The organism is Thioalkalivibrio sp. ALMg9 (assembly GCF_000380625.1).
Lineage (GTDB): Bacteria > Pseudomonadota > Gammaproteobacteria > Ectothiorhodospirales > Ectothiorhodospiraceae > Thioalkalivibrio > Thioalkalivibrio versutus.
Map to the genome: position 1 here is coordinate 513,312 of NZ_AQYC01000008.1, position 25,195 is coordinate 538,506.

Here is a 25,195-nt window from a genome sequence, read left to right on the forward strand (position 1 = left end):
TCAGGATCAGCAAGGGCGTGAACGAACGCCCGCGAACGGAGAGAACCCATGGCGAGTGACAGCTACCACGAACCGGTGGAGGAACTGAGCGACGAGTCGCGCGAGATGCATCGCGCGATCGTCTCGTTGATGGAAGAACTCGAGGCGGTGGACTGGTACCAGCAGCGCATCGACGGCTGCAAGGACGAAGAGCTCAAGGCGATCCTCGCGCACAACCGCGACGAGGAGATCGAGCACGCCGCGATGGTGCTGGAGTGGATCCGTCGGCATAACCCGGTGTTCGATCACGAACTGAAAGACAACCTCTGGTCCGACAAGGACTACACGAAGACGGGGCATCACGATCACTGAGATGTGCTGATCCTGACGGACCCGTCCGGCGCGAAGGAGGTATCGAGATGAAGATGGAGGCAAGTGTGGACAAGCTGAGTCGTGAAGACCTGTATTCGCTGGAGAAGTACCACGAGATGCGGCCCCAGTTCCGCGCCGAGGTGATGCAGCACAAACGCAATCGCGTCGTGCAGGTGGGCCCGGCCGTGAGCCTGCACTTCGAGGATCGCAAGACGATGCAGTACCAGATCCAGGAGATGCTGCGGGTCGAGAAGATCTTCGACGCCGAGGGCATCCAGGAAGAGCTGGATTCCTACAACCCCTTGATCCCGGACGGCTCCAACTGGAAGGCGACCATGATGGTCGAGTATCCGGACGTGGACGAGCGCAAGGTGCAGCTGTCCAAACTGATCGGGATCGAGCGCAAGACTTATGTGCAGGTCGAAGGGCATGACAAGGTCTACCCGATCGCGAACGAGGACCTCGAGCGCGAGACGGACGACAAGACCTCGTCGGTGCACTTCCTGCGCTTCGAGTTGACGCCGGAGATGGTCGCGGCGGCGAAGTCGGGTGCGGCCATTGCCATGGGTGTGGAGCACGAGAACTACAACCACCGGCTGGACGCGGTCGCCGAAGGCACCCGCGAGTCGCTGGCCGCCGATCTCGACGCCATCAACTAACGCCGCGTTCTTCCGCGTATCGAAAGGCGCCCCCCCGGGCGCCTTTTTTTGTGCCTGAGCTTTGCCGGCCGTCCTGAGGCTGGCCCTGGTTCGTCATCCGGTGTTTACGTGCCTTCGTCCGGCCGCCTGCCACGCGCTGACTCGCCAGCGCGCCGCGCCCGTTTTTGATCAACAACGGGCTTCTTTGCTCGTGCAAAGAAGTACCCAAGAAACACGCCCGACTGCCGCGACCCCGGCCCGCGAAGCGGGCCGGGGGTTCCCTCGCTCCGAGGCTTTTCGCGGGCGGCGCTGAACTCGCTACGCTGCGCTTCGCTCAGACATCCAGCGCCCCGTGTCTATTTAGAATCGTCCCGCGAAAAAGCCTCTCCACTCGGCGCGACGACAACGGGGAGGCAGGTCCAAACAACGGCTATCCCAACGTTACTGCCAGTGGATGATGGCTAGGCTTTCGGACATCTTCGGCACGCTCGGCCTTTGGCCGTTGCGTGCCGCACCCGCGGAGCGGGTGCCGGGGGGGGGCGTAGGATGCGGATGAGCGCAGCGAATCGCATCAGGGTTTCGCGCGGCGTGGGGAACGGTGCGTTTCGCTGCGCTCAACCGCACCCTACGGGATACCGTCTGTTTTGACCTTCTCCTCCCGTATGAAGCCCCTCGCGGAGGGCGTGATGGGCCGGGAGAAGGCGCTGGATGTCTGAGCGGAGCCGCAGGCGCAGCTGTAACGCGCCGCGACTTGTGCGCCGGGGCGACACCGGGAATGAGAGAGTTTCACGCCCCATTAATTGACGGTTAAAGAGCCCCAGCGGCCGAGGATGCGGCGGCGCAGGGTGGCGCTGTCGGCGTGGCGGGCGTGGGCTTCCCAAGAGTTGATGCGTTGCTGGATCTCGAACGGGGTGATGGTGCCCTGGGCGTGGCGGTATTCCAGGTGGGCGAGGCGGCGGCGCATGCGGCGGATGGAGTCGCGCCGGAGCAGGCGCTTGTGCGGCCAGATGCGGTAGCCGAGGAAGTTGAGGCCACGGCTGGCCGGGAGGATGGAGGTCTTGCTGAACGCGAAGCCGAGGCTGGCGAGCTGTTCGCGGAAGGCCTCGCGGATGGCCAGGGCCTCTTCGCGGGTGCGCACCAGGACGATCATGTCGTCCATGTAGCGCGCGTAGCGGCGCAGGCGCAGCTCGCGCTTGGCCCACTGGTCGATGCGGTTGCCGACCAGGTTGGCGATCCACTGGCTGACGAGGTTGCCCACGGGGATGCCCACCGGTTCGCGCTCGTCGTGCCCGGCGGTGCTGGCGATGATGCGGTCCAGCAGGCGCAGGGTAGCGGGGCAGGCGATCTTGTCGCGGATGACGCTGCACGCGAGGGCGTGCGGGATGGAGGCGAAGTATTGCTGGATGTCCATCTTGAGCACCCAGCAGGGGCCGGTGGCGGCCATGCCGCGCAGCCAGGCCTGCGCCTGGTCGGCGCCGGCGTGGGTGCCCTTGCCGGGGCGGCAGGCGTAGTTGTGGGGGAACATGCTGTGGTCCCAGATGGGGCCGGTGATGGCGCAGATGGCGTGCTGGGCGACGCGGTCGCGGTAGGGCGCGGCGAGGATGCGCCGGCGCTTGGGCTCGTAGACGAGGAACTCGCGGTAACGCCCGGGCTGGTAGGTGCCCCAGAGCATCTCCATCTGTAGCGCGGCCAGTTCCTGCCACAGGTTGGCCTCGAAAGCGGTCACCTCGGCGCGGTCGCGTTTGCCCCGGCGGGCCAGGCGGTGCGCCTGGATCAGGTTGTCCCAGTCGATGATCGGTTCGATCAGTCCCTTGTAGCGCTTGCCCACGTTCCCTCCTGGAATAAAAAACGGCCGGTGCGGGCTTTCGGTTTCCCTACTCGCGCGAACCGGCCTGGCGTGTTCGGCCCGGCTTGCGGCCGGGACCGGGACAAAACGGCTGACCCCTATATCAGTGGGTGCTCGGGAGCCGCAAATGCCTTGCGGCCCTCTCCGTGCCTGGGGGCACTGGCGGCGGGCCGGCGCGACGCACCGCAACCCCGTATTCGAATTCACATTCTCGGGGTTGTTGTTCGAGTTCGCGCAGCGGGAGCCACAACGGGCACCGTTGTCGAAATCGCCCCCGGCCATCCAGAAGCGCCACCGCCGAAATCCGTCTTGCCCCTATGCGGCTCCGATGCGCTGGCGCCAGGCGCCAATCATGGAGCCGATCTCGCCCAGCATGCCGGCGGCATCGCCGACCCGCTTGGGGCTGAGCCACTTGCGCTCCGCGCCGACGCGGAGCAACGCATGGATGAAGCGGACCTGTTCGTCCGCGCGGTAGATCTTGCTCTTCTGCCCGCTCATCGCGGCCTCGATGAGCCGCTGCACCAGCTCCCAGAGCGCGTCCTCCACGCGGGTGGCGTAGCGGTAACGCTGGGTGCGGGGCACGCGGTCCAGGGCCGGGCCGAGATCCACGATCAGGCGCTCGGCCTTGTTGACCACGGCCAGGCCCCGCTGCCGCGGGGCCTCTTCAGGAAGCGAGGCCACAGGGCGTCACTGGCGGCGGGCCGGCGCGACGCACCGCAACCCCGTAAGCGAAGGCACAGCCCCGGGGCCGTTGTGCGAGTCCGCGCAGCGGGAGCCACAACGGGCACCGTTGTCGAATCTGCCCCCGGCCATCCAGAAGCGCCACCGCCGATGGTACATCTCGCCCCGGTTCTCGGTGCTATCCCGGCCGTTCTCCAGGATCAGACGGTCCCATTCGTAATCGACACTGGACATGGACCCCACATCATTGTGATCCAGCGTCGGCTCCCACAGATTGCCGGCGGCGTCGACCACGCCCAGGCAGCTCACGGCCTTGGCCACGGTGCCGGTGGCCGTGCGCCCGGAGTTGCTCGAGCTGGACCAGGCGGTGTCGTTGTCGTTCTCGCCGCCCTGGGGGGCGCCGTCCGCGTAGCGGAAGAACTCGGCCAGGGTGGGCAGGCGCTTGCCGGCGTTGGCGGCCAGGTACGGCAGGTCCAGGTAGCGGCTGTAGCCCTCGGAGCCGGACAGCGGCGTGGCACCGTGGCGCGAGAGCGGGATGGTCGACGGCCACAGGCCACCGTCCTCGCTGGACAGATAGATGTCCGCCCACAGTTGGTCCGGGATCACCTCGACCATGCCGGTCGGGTCGCAGGTCGGGCGGTGGTGATGGTCCCACACGCTGTTGGGCACGATCACGGTGGGCGGGTTGAACGTGGTGCTGTAGCGCTCGGCGAGCGGGCGGTGGCGGCCCACGTGAAAGCCGCCGATGCGGCGGGTGGTTTCGGCGGTATGGCCATCGGGCACGGTGATGTTCTTGCTGGCCACCAGGGTGGCCACGCCGCTGGGGTCCGCCACGGCGTAGAGGTACACGTCATCGCCGAGGGACAGCGACCCGCCCAGGGTGCCGTCCTCGTTCGCGGTCGGGTCCCAGTCCAGGGCCTCGTGCACGATAAAGCCCTGGCCGTGGCCACCGATGTTCAGGGCCATGTCGGGGATGTCCAGGGTAAAGTCCCCGGCCGCCTTCACGCGGCCCAGCAGGCTGGCAAAGCCGGGCATCTTGGCTGCTTCGATCGAGATCATTCCTGTGCTCCTTCCAGTTCGGTGATCTTGGCCTCGACCTGCGCGGGCGTGTAGCCGAGCGCGTCGATCCGGGCGTGCTCATCGCGCACGCGCTGGAATTGCCAGCGCTCGGCCGTGCCGTCCTCGGTCTCCTCGGCCAGCACGCGGTACTCCGGCTCCGGGCCGTCCGGCTCTTCACCCTCGGCCAGCTTGCGGTCGCGGTCGTAGCGCCAGCGGCCGTCCAGCAGCGCCTGCCAGTAGCCGCGCAGCGTGTCCACCTCGCGCGGGCGCAGCTCACCGGCCAGCGCCTGGGCGTGCAGCCCCTCGTAGTCCTGCGCCGTCTTCAGCGCGTTGTGCGGGATGCCCTTCATGCAGTTAACTCCTCGGTTGCCAGGTAGCCGTCGACGATGACGATGCGGTAGGGGGTTCCGGTGTTCTCGTCAGGGATGACGTTGCCGGTCTCGCGCAGCCACTCTTCAACGCCGTCGGATGTCAGCTCGATCTGCGCGCCCGGCACCAGATCGAACGTGGCATCACCGGCGATCGTGTCGCCCGCCGCGGGCTCGATCGTGACGCTGCGGGAGCCGTCCGTATCCGTGCGCATGATCTTGTAGCGCAGCCCCGCGAGCACCCCGGCGCCTGGGAGGGTCAGCGTGAGGCTGCCCGCGCTGGCATCGACCAGCACCACGCCGGCGTGCTCTCGCCCCAGCTCGGTACTGCTGGTCAGCTCCTGGACCTGCGTCCCGGTCAGGCGACGAATCGCCTCGCGCACCTGCGTCAGATCCGCGTGATCCGGCTCAATGCCCGCGATCTCCGCGACGGCACGCAGCTCTTCGGTGACCATGTGGTACCAGTAGTCACCCGGCCGGGTGGCCGGGATGCCCTGTGCGGGGTTGCCCCCAGTGGGGTAGCCGAAAGACGGTTCCGCCGGTGCGCTCGGGGCGCTGTCAGCGGCGTCTCGTTCCCATGCTCGATCAACCATGTCTTACTCTCCGTAGGCAAACAGAACGACGCTCTCCGCCGGCTGATAGCGGCGGATCACGCACTCGAGGCGGTCGTTGCCCCAGTTGGCCAGGGCGTCGCGAACGGTGCCGTTCACGTCGTGGTACTCGACCGTCTGCTCCTCCGATCGAACCTCCCAGGCCCAGCGCCACGCGGCGCCATGAATAGACGCTCCCACATCGTCTTCCACGGTGTGGGGGTGAAAGCTGGATACGGCCACGTCGTACCCCAGGCTCGCCGCGAGCGACTCGAAGTACCGGCGACTCTGGCCACCCGTACCGGTCAGCAGCCGGAGCAGCGAGCGGCGGCGCGCGGACGTCGTCTGATCGCCCTCGACACAGTCATCCGGTAGGCCGGCCGTGGCTTCCCAGTCGGGCAACAGCTCGTCCGCTTCCTCCGGCAGCATCTCTCGCAGCAGGTCGTGCCCCCGGCCATCCACGCGCGCGAACTCCGCGGCCAGCGCATCGAGGAGCGCCTGCCAGCGGCTATCGGGATCACGCGGCAACGCCGCCCCCGGCGGCGCGAGGGCGGCCAACATGTGGCGGTAGTCGGACTGCGTCAGGCGCCCCATGTGATGCTCCCCGGCACCGCGATCTCATTGGTGCCGTGCTCCACATCGGACGCGGGCACAACCAGCGTGTGCCGGCTCTCGCCCGCCGCCACATAGATCACCCCGCTAAGCTGCTCGCGGCGGATCGTGCCACCGGGTTCGCTCTCGCGCTCGATGAAGTCCTCGACCGCCTGCTGGACGCGTGCACGCGCGCCCTCGGTGTCCGGTGTCAGCTCCACCTGGAGGTCCAGCGGAACGGGATCGGGCGGCACGACGAACACCGCGCCCTGGCTCAAGTGCACGGGGCACTCGCCATCGATGTAGCTCTGCACCGACTCCACCACGGACGGCTCGGGGACACCGTCACTCGTCGCGCCGTCGGTCATCAGTCGCACCGTCACGGTGCCCGTCTCGACCTCGTTGGCCACCGGCCAGACCCGCGTCACGTCCGGGTGCGCGTCGCGCGCCCAGCGCTCATAGTCCGCGAGCGCGCCGCCATGCGGCGGCTGCTGGATGCGCTCCAGGAGCCGCTCGCGCAACCGACTGACCGGCTCCTGCTCGGCGCCGCCCGTCAGCCCGTCGTCACCCACAGTGGCCTCGCCCTCGACTCCAGATACCGCCGACACAAACCGCAGCGCCTCCCCGCCACCCAGGTTGCCCGCGGCGCCCGCATCCACGGCCGCCACCTGCAGCTCCACCGCGCCATCCTCGATGGTCGCGGATTCGGTCACCTCGTAGGTTTCCCCCTCGTTACTCTCCAGACGCGCCCCCTCGGGGATCGTCACATCGTTCTCCCCTTCGGCCCGTACCACGCCCGTGGCCGCCTCGGCCCGGCGACGGGTCACGCCCCAGGTGCGGGCCCAGTCCTCCAGGAGCTCCTGTGCCGTGTAAGGCGTGGCCTCCCGCGAAAGGCGCTCCAGAAACCCGTACAGGGCGTGCATGCCGCCGGCCTCCACATCCGCCAGCACGCCCAGCAGCGACCGGCGCTGCTCCGGCCGCGACTCCGGCAGCCGGCTGCGGATATCGGCCCGGATGCGCTCGCGCAGCTCCGGCAGTGAAGCTCGGTTAAACGGCATTTACAGGCCCTCCCACAGGTATTCAAATCGCTCCCGCCGCCCATCCGGCCGGCGCACGGTTACATCCAGGATCAGCCGCCCCGGCTCGTTCGCCCGCGCCTGCACATCGACCGCCCGCGCCAGCCCGTCCTCGACCATCCATGCCAGGGACTCGCGGGCGTAGGCCTCGGCGCGGCGGCGGTTCTCCGCCGTCTCCTGCGCGCGGCCCAGCAGCCACAACCGCGACCCGTGCTGATCGCCGGCCGGATCCGTATAGGCATCCGCCCACCAACCCCGGCGGTCGTCCGACCCATCGGGCAGGGGATCGTCCGCCAGCGCGCGCCGGTCCGTCAGCAGGCTCAACACGATCGCCGTGCGCAGCCCGCCCTCGGTCGCCAGATCGCCGTGCTCCAGCGCGATATCAATCGCCCCGTGCCGGTCCATACCCATCGCGATATCCGTCATTGCGCCGCCCCCGTCGTGCTACCGCCCGACTGCACGCCTCCATGCACATGGTCCTGCAGCGAGATCCCGCCGGCGGTCACATCGCCCGTCGTATCCAGATCGCCATCCACCGAGGCGCCGTGGCCGCCGCTGATCGCCAGCCCGCCCTGGCCGGTAATCAGGCCCTGCACCGTCAGGTCACCCGTGATCAGCGTCTGCGGCGTATCCAGCGTTACGCTGGTCGACGCATTCACCTCGGCGGTGTTGCAGTCCGCCCGCACCTCGGGCGCGGTCACGTGCACCCGGCTGCCCGCCGTCACCGCGATCACGCGACCGCGGCGCATATGGATCTCGTCGCCCTCGTCGGTATACAGGCACACCTCGCCCTGCTCGAGACCGCGCCGGCGGTGCCGACGGTCGCTCGCCACCAGGGCCAGAAAGTGCCCGCGCGCACCCCCCACGGCCGCGCCCACCACCTCCGCGCCGTTCAGCGGCCGCGAGGTATAGCCGTACGGCTCCATGTGCTCCACCTCGCGCGCCTCGCCGCGCAGCAGATCCAGTTGCAGCCGCTGCATGCCCCGTCCGGCCGCGCTCCGGCGCACCACCCCGCGCGAGATCAACAGCCGCAGCCGGCGCCACAGCGGGGAGAGCAGTCGATAAGCCGTACGCTGATTCACCAGGTCGTATCCTCTTCCGGTTCCTCGGGGGTCGCGCGCAGGTCATAGGCACTCGGCGGCACCACCCGCAGCTCCGCGCGCTCGCCGCGATCGTCCAGCACCAGTTGCACCTCCTCGATCAGCCACGCCACCCCGTCGAGCCCCACCCAGGGGTCGCGGATGGGCACCGTATCCCCCGGGCGCCACAGACCGTCCTGATGGCGCCACCCCGCGACCGTGTACGTCACCCCGCGAGAGCGCCCAAAGCGCTGGCGCACCTCCCAGTCCGCGCGCTCGCGGCAGGCGCCGCTATCCACCGCCGTATCCGACAGCACCAGGGTGGGGCGGTAGCGCCCGACACCCTCGTCCCGCGACCGCCCCATGGCCCCAGCCGCCGGCGGGCCAAACCACGAATCGTCCGCCGTGCCCTGGCCCTCCACCGTCACCTCCGAGAAGCGATCCCGGAACGAAAACCGCCCCCGCGCCTCGCGGATGTTCTCGCCCAGCGCCAGCTCCGTGCGCAGGCGCTCACGGGGCGGCCGCGTAATCACCAGCCGCCCCTCCACATCGCTCACCAGCAACAGCGCCCGATGCCGCGCCAGTTGCGAAAGCGCCTCCGCATAGGGCTGGCCCGCCTCGATCGAAGGCGCCCGCAGCGGCGCGCCCACATCCACCTCGGTCACCACCTCGATCCCAAACGGCGTGGCCACCGCCTGGGCGACCTGTTCCACCGTCTGCGCCACCCGAAAGTTCATGTCCTCGCCGGAGCAATCCACCAGATCGGCCGTCTTCGAACGCCCGGCCACCACCAGCGTGTGCGCACGACCGTCGTAGTTCGGCAGCACGTCATCCAGATACCCCGTCAGCACGCGCTCGCCGTCGATCTCCAGGTGCGCCGGCTCACCCGGGCGCAGCGGCAGCCGCGCGTCCTGCCCGTTCCAGCGCTCCGCCAGCTCAAGCTCAAAGCGATCCGCGATCTGCTCCAGCCCCCGGCGCACCTCGACGTTCGTCCAGCCCCGGTACTGGGTACCGTCCACCACCAGCGTCAGCTCACTCATCGCTCACCTCCAGCGGCTCACCGCCGGGCACCCGGCCGGGGTGACGGATCCGGTTGCGCTCGCAGATCGCGTCCGCGCGCCGCGCATCGCCATACAGCCGCTGCGCGATCACCAGCGCGGGCAGGGGCCCCGCCGGGGTATACGTCGTCAGGCGCGGCAGCTCCGCCCCGCGCTCGTCCAGGTCGCGCACCACGGCGGCCCGCAGCGCCGACAGATCCGCATACAGCGCGTCATCCGGGATCCGCTCGCGCACCACCAGCGTGTCGATGCCCTGGATGATCGTGTCGCGCGCGGCCGTGGCATCGTCCGCCACCGCCCAATCCTCGTCCGCCGCCTCGCGCGCCGCCTGCGTCACCGCCCCGCGACGGACCAGATCGTTCGTCGCACGGACGGCCTCGGTCTGCGCACGCAGCTCCGCCGGCGCGTTCACCGACACCGCGCGCGGCTCGTCCCCGGCCGTGAACAGATCGTCATACAGCCCCAGCGCACGGCCCGGCTCGCCCACCGTGTCACCAATGCGCCCGATCGCCCCCAGCAGCGCCCCGGCAAAGTTCGCCGGCGCCCGAATCACAGCGGCCAGCGGCCCGGTCACATCCCCGATCACCGCATCCAGGCGTTCCAGCGTGCGGTCCACATGCGCCTGAATCTGCGCCACCCGATCCGCCGCCAGGTCCACCGTCTCGAAGCGCACCAGGAAGTCCTCCAGCGCCGAGCGCTCCACCGCATCCGCCGCCTCGCGCACCTGCGCCTGTGTATCGCGCGTGGCGCGCGGCAGGCGCGGCGCATCGTCCGCCACCATCACCGACAGCGACACCCGCGCCATCCCGCCCTCGCGCGTCGTCTCGCGCACGCGGAAATCCGTCACCACCACCGGATGCCGGCCGTAGTAGGGATGCACCAGCTCGCCCTGGCCCGGCTGCTCGATCGCCGCGATCAGCGCATCGCGCTCCTGGTCGTAGTCCTCGCCCAGCAGGTAGCACTCGATCGTCCACTCGCGCGTGCGCCGCCCCAGATCCTCCGCATACGGCTGATCGCGCAGCGGGTACTCGTGCACCTGCACCCGCCGGCCCTGCTGGGCCGAGGCCCGCTCGACCCAAAACCCCGCCCCACGGAACGACCCGCGCGCGTCGTCGACTCGATCTCGCCAGCTCATTGGGCTACGCTCCAGGACATGGAATGGGAGACAGCGCAATGAAAGGACTTCGCCCCATCGCGTTCGGCGCAGTAGTTGCGGGCAGTGCCGCCTTGGTGTTTCTGACTTTGGGTTCTGCGCCAGCGACCGACTTTGAAATCGCTCTTACCGATGGCGAGAGCGCCGACCGAGGAGCCGTCGAACAAGACCTCGCGCGCTTCACGGAGTCCTGCCCGGACCTGCTCAGCACCCATCAAGACCGCATCCAGCACGCAGAGGCACAGCACCGCCCCGCCATGCCGTATCGGGCTAATACCTACGGATGGGAGTCCGAGCTTCGCCTTCGAGTGAAAATCGCGGACGATGGGCGTGCCGCTAGCGGCCACGTGGTCGACTACTACATTGGCCAGAATGGCTGGCTGACACAGAAGGCCGAAGGTGCGCATCTGTGCGGCCTTCCCGGCGACACAGACCGCGACACTTTTGTGGAGCTCTAGCGCGGTCACGGGATCATCCCCGCACCACCCACGTCCACGTCGATCTCCGGCCCGCCATCGCCACGCTCTGGGCGGGCAGAACGAACCCGTCCATCCTGATCGATCCGTACCGTGAGTCGGCTCTCGCCGCCTTCATTCACCCGAACGGCATTGCGTGCGTTCTCGCTGAACGGGGACAGTACCCGCGCGACCGCCCAGCCGATTCGGTCACCGATACGTTGCCCGGTCTCGGTGCCTTCGATCAGGTGCCGGTTGATCATGGTGCCGGCCCCATAGCCGCCGGCACCCGCCGCGCCAACCGCAAGGCCCGCAGTCCCCAAGGCGCCCGCGCCCAGGGCACCAATCGCCCGCAGGTTCGGGGCCGCCCTCAGCATCCGGAAACGGCCCGGGCGACGGGTTTGATGAGGCGACCTACGCGTGCCGCCGGCGCCACCACCGCGCCCAGCACCGCCGCCCGGCATCCCGCCCCAGTTCACGACATAAACAGGCGTGGGTGCAGCGCGACTTGCCGCGCCGCCAAGCCCTCCGGCAACACCGCCCGTTGTCATCCCGCCCCCCAGGACAGACCGCGCTCCCATCGTGAGGTCACGGCCCAGACGCCCCACCGAACGGATTGCATAGGCGGAGGCCACGATGCCGGCAATGGCTCCGCCAATTCGGAACCACCGATCGACGGTTTCTTTGTCCAGGCTGTTCAGCGCATCCGCCGCGGCCTGGATAGGCCCGCTCAGGTTCTGGTCGGCGAAGTCGTTCCAGGCGCTGGCAAGATTGCGCATGGCGGCGGCCGATGTCTGGGCTGCGCGCTCAGAATCGCGAAAGGTCGCAGTGCCGTCACCCTGGACCTGAAGAAATCGATCCAAGCTCTCGACTGCCCCGGTACGGTTGTACTCGGCCAAGGCGGAGTTGAATGCGCGCATCGCTTGAGCGTCGAAAACCTCCGAGAGCCGAGAGGTACGGCCTCCGGCCGCTTCGACAATCTCGGACATGAGCTCGTTGATGGGCCGCAGAACTTCGCGCCCCCGCTCCAACTCGTCAGGGTCGAAAATCTGGACTCCGCTGCGGCGTTGCAATTCGCTAGCACGGTCGGCGTCCTGGAACGTACGAAGTAATGCCTCAAATGCGGTGGCGGCTTGTTCGGAGCTGCCCGTGCCCTGGCGAATCACCTGAAGGGCAGCGCCCATTTCGCGCAGCGCCTCAGGGCCTTGACGCCCCAATGCGCTGTAGGCCGTAACGACACGCGGCCCGAGGGCGGCCAGGTTTTGGAGCGTAAAGGCACCCTCCTTGCCTTGCTCATTCAGGGTGTCGATTGCGCGCAGCACCTGCTCGGGTGCGCGCACATCCATCTTCTGAAACTCGGCCATGATCTCGCCGATGTTCGTACCTTCGGCGCCTGTAGCCGAGATCGCAGCAGCGATATTGCGCAGGTTATCTTCCGCGAACTGGAGGTCACCTGTTTTCTCGATGATGCTTTCGATCGCGGAAGTGATCTCGCTGGGGTCCACACGAATGTCGGGTGCACGCGCCGTGTCGAAGATCTGCCGGCGAAGGCGCTCCATGTCCTCCGCCGAGCGCTGCGACTGAATACCGAGGCGGGCAAATCGCTCCTCCATCCGTCCGAGCGACCGCAAGGTTCCAATGCCAGCGGCTCCCGTAGCCAGGGCGGTCCACCGGTTGCCGATCCGGTCCAAACCTCGCCCCAGTGCCCCCGTAACACGCGAGAGCCGGCTCATGTGCCGGCTGCCGCGCTGCGAGAGCTGCGCCATGGATTGTTCATACCGTCGTGCCTGGCGTTGCAGGTTGCCCTGCAAGTCCATCACCACGCTGGCTCGCAGTTCGCTCATATCAGTCTCGACGGCTCTGTTTCAGGTAACCCAGCACGCGACGGATCGTCAGCCGGCGCTGATCAAGCTCACTCCATCCGGTCCACGTTGCGATCGCCCACATCGCCTTCGGCATTTGTGCTGCGATCGCCATCACCTCGCCCCCGCTTGTTGGTGCCCCCTTCCACGGCGGAAACAGCGGCACCGTCCAGGGCTTCGGCTCGCTCCAATAGCGTATTGAGATCCTGCGGAGAGAGGCGCCGCATCATCTTCAGATCCACGGGGCCGCTCACATCTCCAACCGAGACCACTTGGCGACGCAACACCTCGACGCCCACCCGAGAAGGGCTAGTAACCAGTGCAGGCTCCATCCCGCCACTCGACCCCGGGGTGTAAACCAGCCGCTCCGCCTCCTCCTGGGCATCCAGGACATCGCCTGCAGTTGCTTCGCGCAGCACCACTTCACGGTGCGTTTCGCCCCCGATATCGATGCCATCGACCAAGGTCACCGTGACTGTCGCCGCCATCAGATGCGCTCCACGGCATAAGCGCTCATGCGCATGGTTACGTTGCCTTCACCCGAGGAGAGGGGGGGCGGCTCGGTCGTGAAGGCGCGCCGCAACAGATAGGCATCGCCGGTGTCGGTCTCGAACGTCACCGTCGCATTTGTAATCCTCGCGAGAGCGATCAGGTCGGTGTTCTCCGTGTGGCGCACCGTCACTTCAAGCTCGGGAGCGACGGACTCTTCACGAAAGCCCTGTACCCCGCGAGGACCGAGAACGGCCTCTCGGTTATTGCCGCCCGGGTTCAGCGTGGCATTCGCATCTGCAAGCAGCTCGTCGCCGTCGACCTTGACGGTGGCTTTGCCGGTGATTTGCGTCATGGTTATGGACTCCTCAAACAGGGGTTAACGGCGGAACTGCACCTGCTGTGCATGCACCCGGTACTGACCGATCAGTTGCGGGCTGTCGATGATGTTCAGCCGCGTCGGGTCGTCCGGATCGATGTTGACGTTCAGGCTCTCGGCGTAGGACTCGTAGCCCTGCACCCACCCGGACTGGAGGAAGTCGCGATACAGATCCAGCAGCTCGGCCTTGGCCAGGCGCGGGGTCATGATCGGCTGCCCGGCGCCGTACAGCCCGGCGTCGTCGTCCGAGGCCAGCTTGTGGCGCGGGTACTTGCTCAAGAACCGGGAGCGCTGCTCGTAGCGGATCCGCTCCAGGGTCTCGGGCGTGTTGATGTCCAGGTAGCTGTCATCGGCCACGCCGGAGGCGTTCTCCTGGTAGGTGGTCACCTGGCGCTCGATCTGCACTGTCCCGTCCATGGCCACGGTGTAGGTGGCAATGCCGTCGAACAGGAGCAGGTTGCGTTCGGCCTGGGTCCACAGGTCTTCCTGGCGCGGGCCGATCAGGCGCGGCAGCTCCAGGCGTTGCAGCGGCCGGGCCGGGTCGTTGGTCAGGGCGCCGGCGCCCACCATCGCGTTGGTGGCGGCCCACAACCACGTCGGGCTCACGGCCTGTCCGGTCCCCATCACGGTCACGTGCGGGTTGTTGCGCCCGCTGCCGAAGTCGCCAGTCTCGCTGTGGCTGCCGCGATAGGCGCAGAACGCACGCCCGCCCATCTGCACCATCGGGCCCCAGCGCCGGTCGAGCTCGTCGCCCAGCTCGTCCAGGTTGGCCACGTCGGTAAACGGGCAGGCGATGTAGTGGAACCACTCGTCCCCCCACTCGGCGATCGCGTCGCCCAGCTCGGGGTTGGCGCTGCCATCGGCCAACTGGGTCAGGGTCAGGCTCACGCCGCGCACGGTGGGTTCGCCGCGCACGCTCTCGGCCAGGTGAATATCGTTGCCGGTCTCGCCGGCCCAGCGCGCCGTCAGGTTGACCTGGGTGGGGTCGGTGTCATCCAGCGCGGCGGTCACCGGCACGCGATCGTCGGCGTTGATCGCCGCCTCGATGGCCAGGGCCAGCGCCTCGGAATTGTCTCCGGCATCCACCCCCACGCGGATCCGGTACCCCGCGATGTACAGCGAGATCGTCCCCGCGACCAGGGCGGGCCCGGCGGCGGTGATCGAGCCCGTGGCCTCGGCCGCGGCGACGGGGGCATCCAGCGGCTGGGCGTAGAGCTCCAGGTACGGGTCCACCTCCAGCGCCGCGCGCACCATCTCGGCCAGCATGGAGCCGCGCCCGTAGTAGCGCTCGGCCTGCTCGGCACTGGTCACGCGATCGACCGAGAACTCGTCCTTCTCGGCCGTGTCGGGGTCGCGCAGCCCCAGCACCAGCAGGCGCGACTGCCACACGCCCGAGTTGGCCAGTCGATTATCGAACTCGACATAGACCCCGGGCGTGCGCAGGGCCGTCGGGATCTCGTTGAATACGCCAGCGGTCACAGCCATGGTCGGTTACTCCTCGGTCTTCGTCTTGGTGGCGGTCTTCTGCGGCGGCTTGGCCACGACCACGTCGCCGTCGCGCAGGCGCCGGCGCCAGTACGAGGTCAGCGACACTTCGCGCCCCGCCTCGGGCAGGTGGCGCCCGTCTTCCTGGCGCACCTTCAGCGCGCCGTCGCCGGGCTTGTTCGGGTTGCGGTTGCGCGGCTTGATAAACACGGTCTGCGACACGGCTCAGTCCTCCTGGGGCAGGGACACCTGGTCGTAGGCGTCCGGTGTCTGGTCGTCACCCACCCGGTGGGTGGCGTGATAGGTCTCGAACGGGGCCAGATCCGCCGCGTCGAACGCCGGCGGGAACGTCATCCCCATGTGGTACTCGATGCCGTACACCACGACCCCTTCCTTGTCGAAGCGGTCGGAGTAGAGGTTCTCGATGGAGCGAAACGCCAGCGTGCCGATGCCCTGTACCGTCAGCCCGTGCAGGCCCGGCACCAGGCGCTGGATCAGCTCGTAGGCGCCCACCTGGCGCTGGTTGCCCCGGCGCCGTTCGCGCTCGCCGGAGGCATGCCCGGTCACCACGTAGGCCACATAGCGCGCCACCGCCTCGGGCTGCTGGCTCTCGCGCGCCGCCTGGCGAGCACCCGACCACGCGATATAGATGCCCGGCACCCGCCGCAGGGCCGCGCGCAGCGTGCGCTCGTCCCAGCGCCCGGGCAGGTCCTCGATGACCTGGACGTGCTCACCCACCACGGTCTGGGTGCGCTCCATCATGGCGTCCTCGACGCGCGCCAGCATGTCAGTACCCCCGCAGCGCGTCGTCGTCGAACGCGGCGTGGCCCGGACGCACCATCGGCGAGCCGCTGGTGGTCTTGGCCGGGGCATCCGCCCCCAGCGAGGCCTTGCCCTCGGCGATGTCGCGCAGGTAGCGCATCGCCGCCTCGTGGCGGCGCGTCACTTCATCCGTGGCGCGGTGCTCGTAGAGGTAGTAGCGGGCCAGATCGCAGGCCACGCGGGTCAGCACCTCGGGCACCGGATCCAGCGGCAGGCGCATGCGCCGACCCACATAGCTGTCGATCAGCGAGGCCGCGTCCGAAAGCGCCCCCTCCACCACATCGGTGTCGGGGGTGCCGTCGCCATCCCGATCCGCCAGGTCGAGGATCTCGCCCTCGCCAAAGCGGTCGATCAGGTCCGCCTGGGTGGCGTAGCTCACGCCGCGTCACCCTCGGTGAACGCCGCCCACGCCGCGTCGCGCTCCTTGGCGGTCACCTCGCGGCCCAGGGCTTCGCCCAGGGCCTCCACGGTCGGCTTGCCGCCATTGGTCCACAGCGCCTCGTTCCCGCGATCCAGCCCGGTCAGGGCCTTCGTCATCGGATCAGGCGTGTCGTCGTCGGCGGGGCCCTTGGGTTGCGCCGGCGCGGCCTCCCCGGCGAGCACTGGCGGCCGGCGGTGACGCAGGTTCTCCACCTGAACGGCGCTGATGGCGTCGTCCGGCAGGGTGTCACCCGGGGCGTACCGGCGGCCGTTATGCCGCAGCGGCTGAAGTACCTGGTATCCCATCACGGCCTCCTTACTCGACCACGTTCTGGACCAGGAACCCGGACTCGATGCCCGACAGCACGGGGCTGCGCTCGTAGGTCACCGGATACATCCAGCTCTTGGCGTTGCGGTCCTGGTAGGGCTCTTCCACCAGCGGGTGGCCACGCAGGGTGTAGGTGTAGCCGAAGCTCGGCATGCGCCGGCTGGTGATCTGCTCCGGCACGTAGCCCAGCACCATGTGCTTGCCCCAGGCGTCGGTCATTTCCTCCTCGCCATCGCCCAGGTACACCGCCTCGCCGATCGCCAGGCGGCGCAGACCGAACAGCCGCGCCAGCAGCTCCACCGTCACCGAGTCGGAGCTGGTGTACTTCACGCGGTCGACGATCTTCGGGTGCTCGGCCAGGGCGGCGAAGCCGTTGGCCGAGAGCACGCCCACGTTCGGGCGCATGCCCACCGCGCGGCGCACCTGCTCGCGGTACTCGCGCACCTGCTTGGAGGGGTCGCTGCCGCTATCCGACCACTGGTCGGTGCCGGAGAGCGCCACCTTGTGGTTGGTGGAGTAGTGGTCCGGGTTGGTGGCCAGCTCGGCGTGCTCGACCTCCAGGCCCAGCGACAGGATCTCCATGGTCTCGTTCACGGCCTCGCGGCCCATGTCGATCCCCGGCACCTGGTTGGCATCCTCCATGTGCTCCCACGGCACCTGGCCCTCCAGCGCGTCCTGGACCAGCCCAAACGGCTTGCCCTCGTACCCGAAGGTCACGCGCTTGGTGTTGGACCCCGGCGCCCGGCGGGTCTTGTACCGCTTGAACGACTCCTTGCCGAACTCGATAATCTGCCCGCCGCGGGCGCGCACCGGCACCTCGGGGAACAGCACCTTGCCGACGCGCTCCGGATGGGCATAGCCCTGGGCGACTTCGGTCAGAATCGGGTTGATCACCCGGACCTGGCTGGTATTCATGGTCATGTCAAACGCTCCTTAACCGTTGCGTTTCGCCCGCTTTAGCGGAGCAGGATCTCGATGAAGTGGCCGGAGTCGCCGCCCTCCAGGGCGTGCCCCACGACGTGCTCGCCCCCGGCGTCCGGGTTCACGATCACGCGGCCGTCGGTGCCGGCGACCAGCTCGTCGCCAACGGCCACCACGCCGCCGGCCTCGGCAATCGCCGTACCCTTGGCGACCACCGCCAGATCGTCGCCGTCCTCGGCATCGTTACGGGCCACCCCCAGCGCCAGCGCGCCGTTGGTATCCACCTGCGCGCCGTCGAAGCCGACGCAGCGGTGCTTGGTCACTCCGCCACTGGCGGAGACGGTATGGGTCAACAGGGCCGTGTTCTGCATGGCTTACGCCTCCTCTCGCTGCACGGCGTTCACCGCCGTGACAATGTCCACCTGGTGGGCCTCCATGTACTCCAGCGCCTTGCGATGCAGCGCTGCGGACTGGGGGTCCACCTCATAACCGTCGGGCACGTCCACCGACGCGGCCGGGGCGTTCTCGCCGTCCCGGCGCCCGCCGCGCTCGGCGTAGTCCACCGCCACCGGCTGGCGATCCAGGAACTCCAGGAACCATTCGCGCGGATCCGCCTGGGTGGCGTCGTCGCCTTCGCCAAACTCCACGACCGCCTCGGCGTCCTGCGCCTCCAGGAACGCCAGCACGCCATCCCGCTCACGCGGGAGCAGGCGGCCGGCCTCGACCGCCTGGTCGACCCGCGCGGCGTGGGCTTCGCGCCGACGCTTCGCCGCGTCCTCCTGGAGCTGCTGTTCGCGCTCGGAGAACTGTGCTTCCTGTTCATTGATCTTGGCCTCGCGATCGGCGAGGGCGCGCTCGCGGCGCTCCAGTTCGGCCTTGTCCACGGCGGATACCTCCTGGGGTTCGGGCTCGGAATACATGGGGTCGGGGGAGGTCGGGTCATCCCGCTGGATCTCCTCCACCGCATACGAGGGCACCACCTGGTCGGCGGTGTCGGTGCCACGCTCGGCGATCAGGTACTCGCGCAGCCGACGCAGGATGTCTTTCAGCAGGCCGCCCTCGACCTCGCCAAACTCCAGCGTGACCACGTCGTCATCCGCATCGGCAAACTCCACCGCCTTCAGGCCCTTCACGGCCGGCGGCTGCGCACCGAGGAACCCCACGTGGCGCAGGTAGTACACGCCCGGCACGGGGTTGGATTTCGCGTTGGGGGGGTAGAACGACGCCGAGACCTTCTTGAAGCGACCGGCACTGACCATCTCGGCAAACGCCGGGTCCACCTGGTCGGGCGTGGCCTCCAGGCCCTCGCCGTAGGACAGCCCGCGCACCCAGCCGTAGGCCGGGTGGTCGCTACGGGGATGGCCCACCACCAGCGGCGCCTCGTGCAGCGCCGGGTCGTAGGCGTCCGCCGAGGCTTGCAGGTCGGATTCGGAAAACTCCAGGGCGCGCCCGTCCATGGCCTTGTGCCGTCCGGGCTTGAAGATCTGGATCGATTGCATGGCGGCCTCCGATTGCTTGGAGGCCATCTTGAAACGCCCGGGGAGAGCGTCAGTAGGTGAAGGGTTTCACCGCTTGGGGGCAGGGTGTCGCAGGACTTCTATCGTGCCCCAACTCGGCTGGGGAAACCAAGCACGCTCCATCTCGTCCTTCGTCCGCGCTCGGCGAACCTGGCAAGCCACGGAGAGCCCGCCTAAGGCGCCAAAAAACCCCGCCGGGGTGATTCTCATCCTTAACGAGAAGTCCCGCCGGTGGGATTTAAACGTCATTTAATCGGCGGATGTAAAGCCCGGCTCCGGGCGGTGCGGCTCTTACGGCCCCCACACCTTGTACAGCGACCCCCGCCAGGGCCCGGGATGGGCGTGGGATTGCGGCGCCAACCGGGATCGCCCGGCGAGTCCCTCCGGGTTCACCCACATCAGGGTCGCCCCCGGTACGGGCCGGGCCTCAAACTGTTGAGCACAGCACCCGCACACCGCGGTCCCCACCCACTGGGCCCAGGTCTCGAGGCCGTCCCGGCTGATATATTGGAAGCCGGCGTGGTCGCACCAGGGTCGGTACGTCAGGCCCGGCTCCCAGAATAGCGAATCCACGCGCGCGAGCTCGCGCTGGCCGGCGCCCGTCACCCAGACCAGGGCGGCCGGCGCCATCTGGGGCGCAACCAACCATTCGTGCCGTATCCAGCTCACACATTCTCCTTCGCTTTCGATGACCGCCCTGCGCATTCGTGAAGGGCTGTTAAATCACGCGTCACGCGTTTAACGGGTTCGGAGTGGTCCGGGTATGGCGGGGCGGGAGTGATCGCCGCTCAAATCGCCTCTCATTGGCTCGGGCCGCGACCGCCCCGGAGCGGTCGTTCCAGGTAGTCGAGCAGGGTGCGCACGGCGGATTGCTCGTCCGCGTCGGACAGGCCCAGCCAGGGGCGCGCCGGAATGCCCCGGGCGTCATCGCCGAACTGATGCGTGGCCCCGTACACCCGATCGGTCCCGAACTCGAGACGCCCGGCCGCCACGTCGTAGCGCAGCGTGTCCCGCAGGTAGGTGTTGAGCACCAGGACCTCGTCCGCCCGCCGCGCCTTGCGCTCCTGGTACTCCGGCGACAGCGGCGCCCACGGGTGCCCCTCGGGCGAGATCTGCTGATCGAAGCGGTCGCGGTGCGAGAGCTGCAGGTCCTCCCCGATCGCCCGCAGCGGGGCGTCCATGCGTGCGGCGCGACGGCCCAGCGCCTCCAGCGCCCGGCGCACCCGGTCGTCGCGGATCTCGTAACGCACGTTTACGCCGGCCATTACGAGCCCTCGCCCCGGCGATACAGCCGCACACCCCGGCGCAGGGCATCCCCGCCGGCGTCGTCCAGGTCGCCGCGCGCACGCCAGCCGTTGCGGGCCCACTCCATCACCGCGACCGCCGGGCCTTGCGGACCCTGGTAGCGGGTCAGATAGCGCCGGCGCAATACGGCCGCGCCTTCGCCGTCGCGCTCCAGCGCCGCCCAGATCTCGTCCGGCTCGCGCACCGCCCGTGCGGCCGCGCGCAGGCTGCGGGCCTGTTGCAGGTCGCCCACGTCCAGACCCCCGCGCCCGTTGTCGAACAGCGCATCGGAGATCGCCAGGCGCTCGCCCAAGGCATCGGTGTAGTACGCGGGGTCCCGCCCGCGGCCGGTGCCGAACTCGTCCAGGAACGCATCCACGGCGTCCTCGGCCGTGGCCTCGTCACCCAGCCAGTCGAGATCCACATCGCGCGCCTCGGGCAGGGGGTCGGCCGCGCGGCGGTCGGGCACGACCTGCGTGGGGGACTGCTCCATGGGCCGGGCCATGCGCGGCGGGCTGACGCCGCGCACGCGATCACCACCGGGGCGATGCTCGAACCCGGGGTCGATCCCCTTGGGCACCTCGACGGTGCGCGGGTTGGGCCCGTTCACGCCCACCGTACGGGTCTCCGTCTCGATCGCGGGGCCCTGCTCGGAGACGGTCAGGCCCCGGCGCTCGGCTTCCTCGGCCGAGATCGCGTACTTCTTGCACTTGCAGCCCCAGCCGTTGCGCGGGCTCCACACATCCCACCAGGGGTCATCGAGGGGGACCACGCGGCCATCGTGTGCCAGGTGTTCCTCGCGCGGGTCCTCGCTGCCGCCGTGGCGGTACAGCCCATAGGGCCGCTGCGCGCGCAGCTCGGGGTCCGCCATCTGCGCCTCGCGCCCGGCGTGGTAACTCTGTAACAGGTTGGTCTCGTAGATCACGCGGGTGCGCCAGCCGCGCGCCCCCCGGTAGGACCAGCCATGGCGCTGCACGATGTCGTCGAAGTCGCGGCGGAAATCGGCAATCGTCTGGCCGTTGTCGATCATGTCCTGAATCGAGCGCTGGAAGTCCTCGACGATCGCCATGCGACTGGCGCCGGCCACCGTAAAGGCGTGGTCGTGCTCGCGGCCGTAGACGTCCGTCCAGGCGCGCGAGGGCATGGCCGCCTTCTCGCGCAGGTAGTCGATCTGCTCGTTAAAGGGCAGTGATCCGTACTCGGCCATCAGCTCGCCTCCTCGAGGAGGTCCACCCGCCCGGCGAGCTGGGCCGCCGCGAGGGCATCTCCCATGGCCTGCGCCAGATCCTCGACCGGCAGGTCCTCAAGGCGCTCGACCAGGCGGTCGCGCAGGTCCTCCAGGCTCTCGGCCGCATCCACCGTTTCGCGGATCGCGTCGACCAGGGCGTTCTCGCCGGCCTCCGCCTCGGTCGCCAGGCGTTCCAGTTGCGCGGCCTGCTCTTCGCCGTCCTCCGTGGGCGGCGGGTCGTCCTCGGCGAAGGCGGGGCCGCCCATGCCCCCGGCCATCGGATCGGGCTGCGGCTTCTCTTCCCACCCGTCGCCGTAGTGCTCGCGGATGTAGTCGAGCGTCGGCTTGTAGCCCAGTCGCGAGACGCGCTCGTCACGCTCGGCCAGGGTGTTCAGGTCTTCGGGCTGCTCGGTCTTGCGCCACACGCGCGGCGGCGTGGCGTTGGGGTAGTTCCACTCCGTCAGCCAGCGGGCGATCGAGCGGTTGAACGACTCGCACACCACGTCACCATCCGCCTTGATGATGTCCAGGCGCACGTCCTGCTGGGCATCGTCGCTGCCGAGGCGCCCGGGCGTACCCTCCACCGTGGCCACTTGCCCCAGGATCACCTTGGCGATCGCGCCATTCATCCGGTCGTACAGGGCGGTGTAGTCCGCCGTGCCGGAGCGCGCCGCTTCGAGCAACTCGATGTCCATGCCCTCGGGCACGATCACGCCACTGTCGGTGTGCAGGGCGCGCAGGGCGTCCAGGAGCTTTTGCTTCTCCGCCGCCGTGGCGGAGGGCGGGAACGTGCCCTTGCCGGTCGGCTGCCCGAACTTGTCCAGGAACTTCAGCCACAGGCGCACACCCGAGCGCTTGAAGAACACCGGCCAGTACAGCCAGTGCCCGAGCCCCAGGCCGTAGGGCTCGTCATCGTGATCGGCCCCGGTACGGAAGGTCCAGAACTTGCGCTCGGGCAACAGCTCGCCGCGCGGCTGGCTCATCGTGCGCAGGCGCAGGCGGCCCTCGCCGTCGAACCCAAAGCGCCGCCGGTCGCGTACCTGGATGCTGTCCAGTGCCACGTGGCCGCCGTCCCGCGTCCACATGGGCTCGGCCACGGCGTACCCGTAAAAGATGCCGAACAGCATTTGCTCGGTGATCCGGTCCCAGCCGATATGGTGGAGCTGGTCGCGCAGCATGTCCGCAGCGGCCTTGTCCTGGCGTCGGTTGCCGCCCGCCTCCACCTCCCACTCGGCCGAGACCACGGCGCGCTGGCGCTGCCCCCACGCGGTCTTCACCTGGTCGTCGCGGTACAGCTCCTTATAGAGGGTCAGGTCACCCCCGCCGCGCGTCAGCAGCACGGTGTCCTGGGGCTGCATCAGCTCCAGCGGGCCCACCCAACCGCGCGTGATGTCGCGCCCGTCCTGCGTGCCGGCGACTTCGCCGGTCTCGACTTTGTCTGCCATCAGTAGCCTCCCAGATCGGTCCCGCCGCCCACCGTGCCCCAGCCGGCATCGCGGGCTTCGAAGCGCGGGGCGTCGTCAATGTCGATACCGGCGCGGGTCTCGCCGGTGGATGCGTAGTCGATCAGGCCGGCTTCGTGCTCGCTGGCGTAGTCCGCGAGCGCAATGGCCACGGAGGCGTCCCCGTGCCGCTGGCCGCTGCGGTCGGTGGTGGCATCCGGCAGGCGCGGCACCCCGCGCACCAGGCGCCAGGCGCGGTAGTCCTCCAGCACGTCGTCATCCAGGGGGATGGTGATCGTGCCGTCTTCGAAGCGGGCCTTGTGGCGCGGCATGTTGTCGCGGTACCAGCCCTCGCTGAACGCGATCTGATCGACCAGCGAGCCCCAGTGGTCGTGCGCGGCCTCGGCGATAAAGCTGCCCGGCCCGCCGGCATCCACCGCCACGCCGGCCAGGCGCGGCAGGCGGTCCCCCAGCGCGAACAGCACCTGCTCCTGTTGCCGGTGCGGCACGTTGCGCATCTCCACCAGCAGCGGCACCGTGCGATGCCGGGTCGCGCCGATCTCCATCGGGGCCAGCACGGAGAGGTGCCCCTTGCGCGCGAAGTCCATGCCCAGGGTGTGGCGCCGGTCGCGGTCCAGGTCGCGCAGGTGGGGGATCAGCTCGTCGCGGATCCAGTCGTCCATCTGCACCCGGCGTGCATGCTCGGGTGCGGCGTTGAAGGCGTCATCGCCGGCAAAGCGCAGCACGGGGGCGGGCGCCATGCGCGGTTCGACCAGGGCGCGGGTCATGTAGGCGCCGCCGCCGCGGGCCGGGATGCAAAAAAGCTCTTCATCCTGGTTGGGCTTGTAGCGATCGACCATCGCCTGGCGCCATTCGCGCTCGGCCTCGATCGACCAGGGCTGCCCCGTCACCTCGCAGATGCGCCGGTACAGGCCATCGGCCAGGGCATCATCGAGCGTGACACGGTGCAGCGAGTAGGGATAACGCCCGGCCCGAATGTCGTTTACGAGCTGGTTAAAGGGGTTTTCTTCGCTGTTGTGGGTGCTGATGATCCGCACCTTGCCGCCCCACATGGTCATCGCCATGGCGGCCTTCAGCAGCTCCTCGATGTCGTCGACGAACGCCGCCTCGTCGATCACCAGCCGCTCGCCCGGGCGGCCCTTGGACCGCAGGTTGCGCGGGTTGGAGCTGAAGGTCTGGATCTGGTGACCGCTGTCGAACTTGATGACGTAGGTCAGGATCTGCCGATCGTCCGCCTCGATCACGGATTCTTCGATCTGACTGGCGGCCGCCTGGAACGCCCGCGCCCAGTGGGCACAGTCCTGGATAAAGCCCTGCGTCATCTCCTTGTCGTAGGAGATGTAATAGACGTTGGCGCCGTCTTCGGCCGCCGCGTGCAGCACGGCGTCCGAGGCCTCGGCATAGGACAGGCCAATGCGGCGCGATTTCTCGATCACCTTGACCGCCGCGTCATCCAGCACCCAGCGGCGCTGGTAGCCGAGCAACACGGATCCGGGCGCGCTCACGCCATCTCCTCGAGGATGGCCGCGCGCAGGGCCGCCACACCTTCGGCCGAGACCCCCGCCTTGCGCGCCACGGTCTCCGCCCGCTCGGCGGCCTCGGCCTGCGCCTGACGCCGCACGTCCGCCGCGAGTTTCTTCTGCGTCATGCTGGCGCGTGCCACTTCGGCCGCCGCCTTGCCGGCGCGGGCCAGCAGCGCCACGCGCTGGTCGGCGTCCAGCTCCGCGTCGTTCGCCTGCCGCAGGTTCATCAGCACCTGAAACATCTCGGACTGGATCATCCGCAACAGGGCCGAAGACTGGTTGTCCTCCGCGTCCTCGACCTCGGCCGTGATCAGCCGCGCCGCTTCGGTGGAGGCCCGGATATCCGCCAGGCGCTCTTCCAGCGCCTGGCCGTAGCGGTGCACGGCCGACCGGCTGATCTGGAACCCTTGCTCCGTCAGCCACTCGACCAGGCGGTCATAGTTCGCGAACCCCTGCTCCGCGAGACGGCGGTCCAGGGCCGAGCGAACCTCTTCGGGCAGTTGGCTCACTGCGCTACGCTGGGGCATGG

31 protein-coding genes and 1 pseudogene are annotated in these 25,195 nt (G+C 68.8%); 4 read left to right on the forward strand and 28 right to left on the reverse strand.

Annotated features, from left to right (window positions below; genetic code table 11):
• Window positions 1-48 precede the first annotated feature (48 nt).
• The 3 genes and pseudogenes from F792_RS0107725 to F792_RS15095 all read left to right on the forward strand — a co-directional run bounded on the left by F792_RS0107725 (window position 49) and on the right by F792_RS15095 (window position 1,705).
• Complete coding sequence (locus F792_RS0107725) at window positions 49-351, forward strand: encapsulin-associated ferritin-like protein (protein WP_017940767.1); 303 nt, start codon at window positions 49-51, stop codon at window positions 349-351.
• Window positions 352-398: 47 nt separating this feature from the next.
• On the forward strand, window positions 399-1,010 hold the full coding sequence (locus tag F792_RS0107730; RefSeq protein WP_018169074.1) for a DUF3501 family protein: 612 nt from the start codon (window positions 399-401) through the stop codon (window positions 1,008-1,010).
• A gap of 433 nt (window positions 1,011-1,443) precedes the next feature.
• Window positions 1,444-1,705: pseudogene (locus F792_RS15095) on the forward strand (hypothetical protein).
• Between the two features lie 80 nt (window positions 1,706-1,785).
• Here the strand turns inward: F792_RS15095 and F792_RS0107735 are convergent.
• The 11 genes from F792_RS0107735 to F792_RS0107785 all read right to left on the reverse strand — a co-directional run bounded on the left by F792_RS0107735 (window position 1,786) and on the right by F792_RS0107785 (window position 10,472).
• The gene (locus F792_RS0107735; RefSeq protein WP_018169075.1) at window positions 1,786-2,817 is read right to left on the reverse strand and encodes a reverse transcriptase/maturase family protein; all 1,032 of its coding nucleotides are present in this window, start codon (window positions 2,815-2,817) and stop codon (window positions 1,786-1,788) included.
• A gap of 333 nt (window positions 2,818-3,150) precedes the next feature.
• Window positions 3,151-3,516, reverse strand: coding sequence for a diversity-generating retroelement protein Avd (avd, locus tag F792_RS0107740; protein WP_018169076.1), 366 nt, complete (start codon window positions 3,514-3,516; stop codon window positions 3,151-3,153).
• A gap of 6 nt (window positions 3,517-3,522) precedes the next feature.
• Entirely contained in the window at window positions 3,523-4,575 is a 1,053-nt protein-coding gene (locus F792_RS0107745) for a hypothetical protein (RefSeq protein ID WP_018169077.1), read from the reverse strand.
• A complete protein-coding gene (locus F792_RS0107750) occupies window positions 4,572-4,925 on the reverse strand; it encodes a hypothetical protein (RefSeq protein WP_018169078.1) in 354 nt (117 codons plus the stop codon). The genes F792_RS0107745 and F792_RS0107750 overlap by 4 nt, the downstream gene beginning before the upstream one ends.
• Window positions 4,922-5,536 (reverse strand): hypothetical protein, encoded by a 615-nt coding sequence (locus tag F792_RS14155; RefSeq protein ID WP_018169079.1) that lies wholly within the window; start codon window positions 5,534-5,536, stop codon window positions 4,922-4,924. The genes F792_RS0107750 and F792_RS14155 overlap by 4 nt, the downstream gene beginning before the upstream one ends.
• A 3-nt stretch (window positions 5,537-5,539) precedes the next feature.
• Entirely contained in the window at window positions 5,540-6,127 is a 588-nt protein-coding gene (locus F792_RS0107760; protein ID WP_018169080.1) for a YmfQ family protein, read from the reverse strand.
• Entirely contained in the window at window positions 6,115-7,182 is a 1,068-nt protein-coding gene (locus F792_RS0107765) for a baseplate J/gp47 family protein (RefSeq protein ID WP_018169081.1), read from the reverse strand. Before F792_RS0107765 ends, F792_RS0107760 begins: the two co-directional genes overlap by 13 nt.
• Window positions 7,183-7,626: a phage GP46 family protein gene (locus tag F792_RS0107770; RefSeq protein ID WP_018169082.1), complete on the reverse strand. Its 444-nt coding sequence runs from the start codon at window positions 7,624-7,626 to the stop codon at window positions 7,183-7,185.
• The gene (locus F792_RS0107775) at window positions 7,623-8,282 is read right to left on the reverse strand and encodes a phage baseplate assembly protein V (RefSeq protein WP_018169083.1); all 660 of its coding nucleotides are present in this window, start codon (window positions 8,280-8,282) and stop codon (window positions 7,623-7,625) included. The genes F792_RS0107770 and F792_RS0107775 overlap by 4 nt, the downstream gene beginning before the upstream one ends.
• Complete coding sequence (locus F792_RS0107780) at window positions 8,279-9,319, reverse strand: phage baseplate assembly protein (protein WP_018169084.1); 1,041 nt, start codon at window positions 9,317-9,319, stop codon at window positions 8,279-8,281. The genes F792_RS0107775 and F792_RS0107780 overlap by 4 nt, the downstream gene beginning before the upstream one ends.
• Complete coding sequence (locus F792_RS0107785) at window positions 9,312-10,472, reverse strand: DNA circularization protein (protein WP_018169085.1); 1,161 nt, start codon at window positions 10,470-10,472, stop codon at window positions 9,312-9,314. The genes F792_RS0107780 and F792_RS0107785 overlap by 8 nt, the downstream gene beginning before the upstream one ends.
• A gap of 38 nt (window positions 10,473-10,510) precedes the next feature.
• On the opposite strand from F792_RS0107785, the gene F792_RS0107790 reads away from it, so the two are divergent.
• Window positions 10,511-10,948, forward strand: a complete 438-nt coding sequence (locus F792_RS0107790) for a hypothetical protein (protein ID WP_156000297.1) — start codon at window positions 10,511-10,513, stop codon at window positions 10,946-10,948.
• A 5-nt stretch (window positions 10,949-10,953) separates the two neighbouring features.
• Here the strand turns inward: F792_RS0107790 and F792_RS0107795 are convergent, their stop codons facing one another.
• The 17 genes from F792_RS0107795 to F792_RS0107875 form a co-directional block, all read right to left on the reverse strand.
• A complete protein-coding gene (locus tag F792_RS0107795; protein ID WP_018169087.1) occupies window positions 10,954-12,789 on the reverse strand; it encodes a phage tail tape measure protein in 1,836 nt (611 codons plus the stop codon).
• Window positions 12,790-12,857: 68 nt separating this feature from the next.
• Window positions 12,858-13,295 carry a phage tail assembly protein gene (locus F792_RS14320; protein WP_018169088.1) on the reverse strand — a complete coding sequence of 146 codons (438 nt, stop codon included), beginning with the start codon at window positions 13,293-13,295 and terminating at the stop codon, window positions 12,858-12,860.
• Window positions 13,295-13,651, reverse strand: coding sequence for a phage tail tube protein (locus F792_RS0107805; protein WP_018169089.1), 357 nt, complete (start codon window positions 13,649-13,651; stop codon window positions 13,295-13,297). The genes F792_RS14320 and F792_RS0107805 overlap by 1 nt, the downstream gene beginning before the upstream one ends.
• 24 nt (window positions 13,652-13,675) lie before the next feature.
• Window positions 13,676-15,160 carry a phage tail sheath subtilisin-like domain-containing protein gene (locus F792_RS0107810; RefSeq protein ID WP_018169090.1) on the reverse strand — a complete coding sequence of 495 codons (1,485 nt, stop codon included), beginning with the start codon at window positions 15,158-15,160 and terminating at the stop codon, window positions 13,676-13,678.
• Window positions 15,161-15,166: 6 nt separating this feature from the next.
• Window positions 15,167-15,382: a DUF2635 domain-containing protein gene (locus F792_RS14165; RefSeq protein WP_018169091.1), complete on the reverse strand. Its 216-nt coding sequence runs from the start codon at window positions 15,380-15,382 to the stop codon at window positions 15,167-15,169.
• 3 nt (window positions 15,383-15,385) lie between these two features.
• Window positions 15,386-15,946: a phage protein Gp37 gene (locus tag F792_RS0107820; protein ID WP_018169092.1), complete on the reverse strand. Its 561-nt coding sequence runs from the start codon at window positions 15,944-15,946 to the stop codon at window positions 15,386-15,388.
• A gap of 1 nt (window position 15,947) precedes the next feature.
• A complete protein-coding gene (locus F792_RS0107825) occupies window positions 15,948-16,361 on the reverse strand; it encodes a gp436 family protein (protein WP_018169093.1) in 414 nt (137 codons plus the stop codon).
• On the reverse strand, window positions 16,358-16,708 hold the full coding sequence (locus F792_RS0107830; protein ID WP_018169094.1) for a hypothetical protein: 351 nt from the start codon (window positions 16,706-16,708) through the stop codon (window positions 16,358-16,360). Before F792_RS0107830 ends, F792_RS0107825 begins: the two co-directional genes overlap by 4 nt.
• Before the next feature lie 10 nt (window positions 16,709-16,718).
• Entirely contained in the window at window positions 16,719-17,651 is a 933-nt protein-coding gene (locus F792_RS0107835; RefSeq protein ID WP_018169095.1) for a major capsid protein, read from the reverse strand.
• Between the two features lie 35 nt (window positions 17,652-17,686).
• Window positions 17,687-18,022 carry a capsid cement protein gene (locus tag F792_RS0107840; protein WP_018169096.1) on the reverse strand — a complete coding sequence of 112 codons (336 nt, stop codon included), beginning with the start codon at window positions 18,020-18,022 and terminating at the stop codon, window positions 17,687-17,689.
• 3 nt (window positions 18,023-18,025) lie between these two features.
• The gene (locus F792_RS0107845; protein ID WP_038084586.1) at window positions 18,026-19,150 is read right to left on the reverse strand and encodes a peptidase; all 1,125 of its coding nucleotides are present in this window, start codon (window positions 19,148-19,150) and stop codon (window positions 18,026-18,028) included.
• Window positions 19,151-19,459: 309 nt separating this feature from the next.
• Complete coding sequence (locus F792_RS0107850; protein ID WP_018169098.1) at window positions 19,460-19,837, reverse strand: hypothetical protein; 378 nt, start codon at window positions 19,835-19,837, stop codon at window positions 19,460-19,462.
• 131 nt (window positions 19,838-19,968) lie between these two features.
• Window positions 19,969-20,433: a phage virion morphogenesis protein gene (locus F792_RS0107855; protein ID WP_018169099.1), complete on the reverse strand. Its 465-nt coding sequence runs from the start codon at window positions 20,431-20,433 to the stop codon at window positions 19,969-19,971.
• The gene (locus F792_RS0107860) at window positions 20,433-21,659 is read right to left on the reverse strand and encodes a PBECR2 nuclease fold domain-containing protein (RefSeq protein ID WP_018169100.1); all 1,227 of its coding nucleotides are present in this window, start codon (window positions 21,657-21,659) and stop codon (window positions 20,433-20,435) included. The genes F792_RS0107855 and F792_RS0107860 overlap by 1 nt, the downstream gene beginning before the upstream one ends.
• A complete protein-coding gene (locus F792_RS0107865; RefSeq protein WP_018169101.1) occupies window positions 21,659-23,125 on the reverse strand; it encodes a DUF935 domain-containing protein in 1,467 nt (488 codons plus the stop codon). Before F792_RS0107865 ends, F792_RS0107860 begins: the two co-directional genes overlap by 1 nt.
• The gene (locus tag F792_RS0107870) at window positions 23,125-24,648 is read right to left on the reverse strand and encodes a terminase large subunit domain-containing protein (RefSeq protein ID WP_026305926.1); all 1,524 of its coding nucleotides are present in this window, start codon (window positions 24,646-24,648) and stop codon (window positions 23,125-23,127) included. Before F792_RS0107870 ends, F792_RS0107865 begins: the two co-directional genes overlap by 1 nt.
• On the reverse strand, window positions 24,645-25,193 hold the full coding sequence (locus F792_RS0107875; protein ID WP_018169103.1) for a DUF3486 family protein: 549 nt from the start codon (window positions 25,191-25,193) through the stop codon (window positions 24,645-24,647). Before F792_RS0107875 ends, F792_RS0107870 begins: the two co-directional genes overlap by 4 nt.
• Window positions 25,194-25,195: the final 2 nt, after the last annotated feature.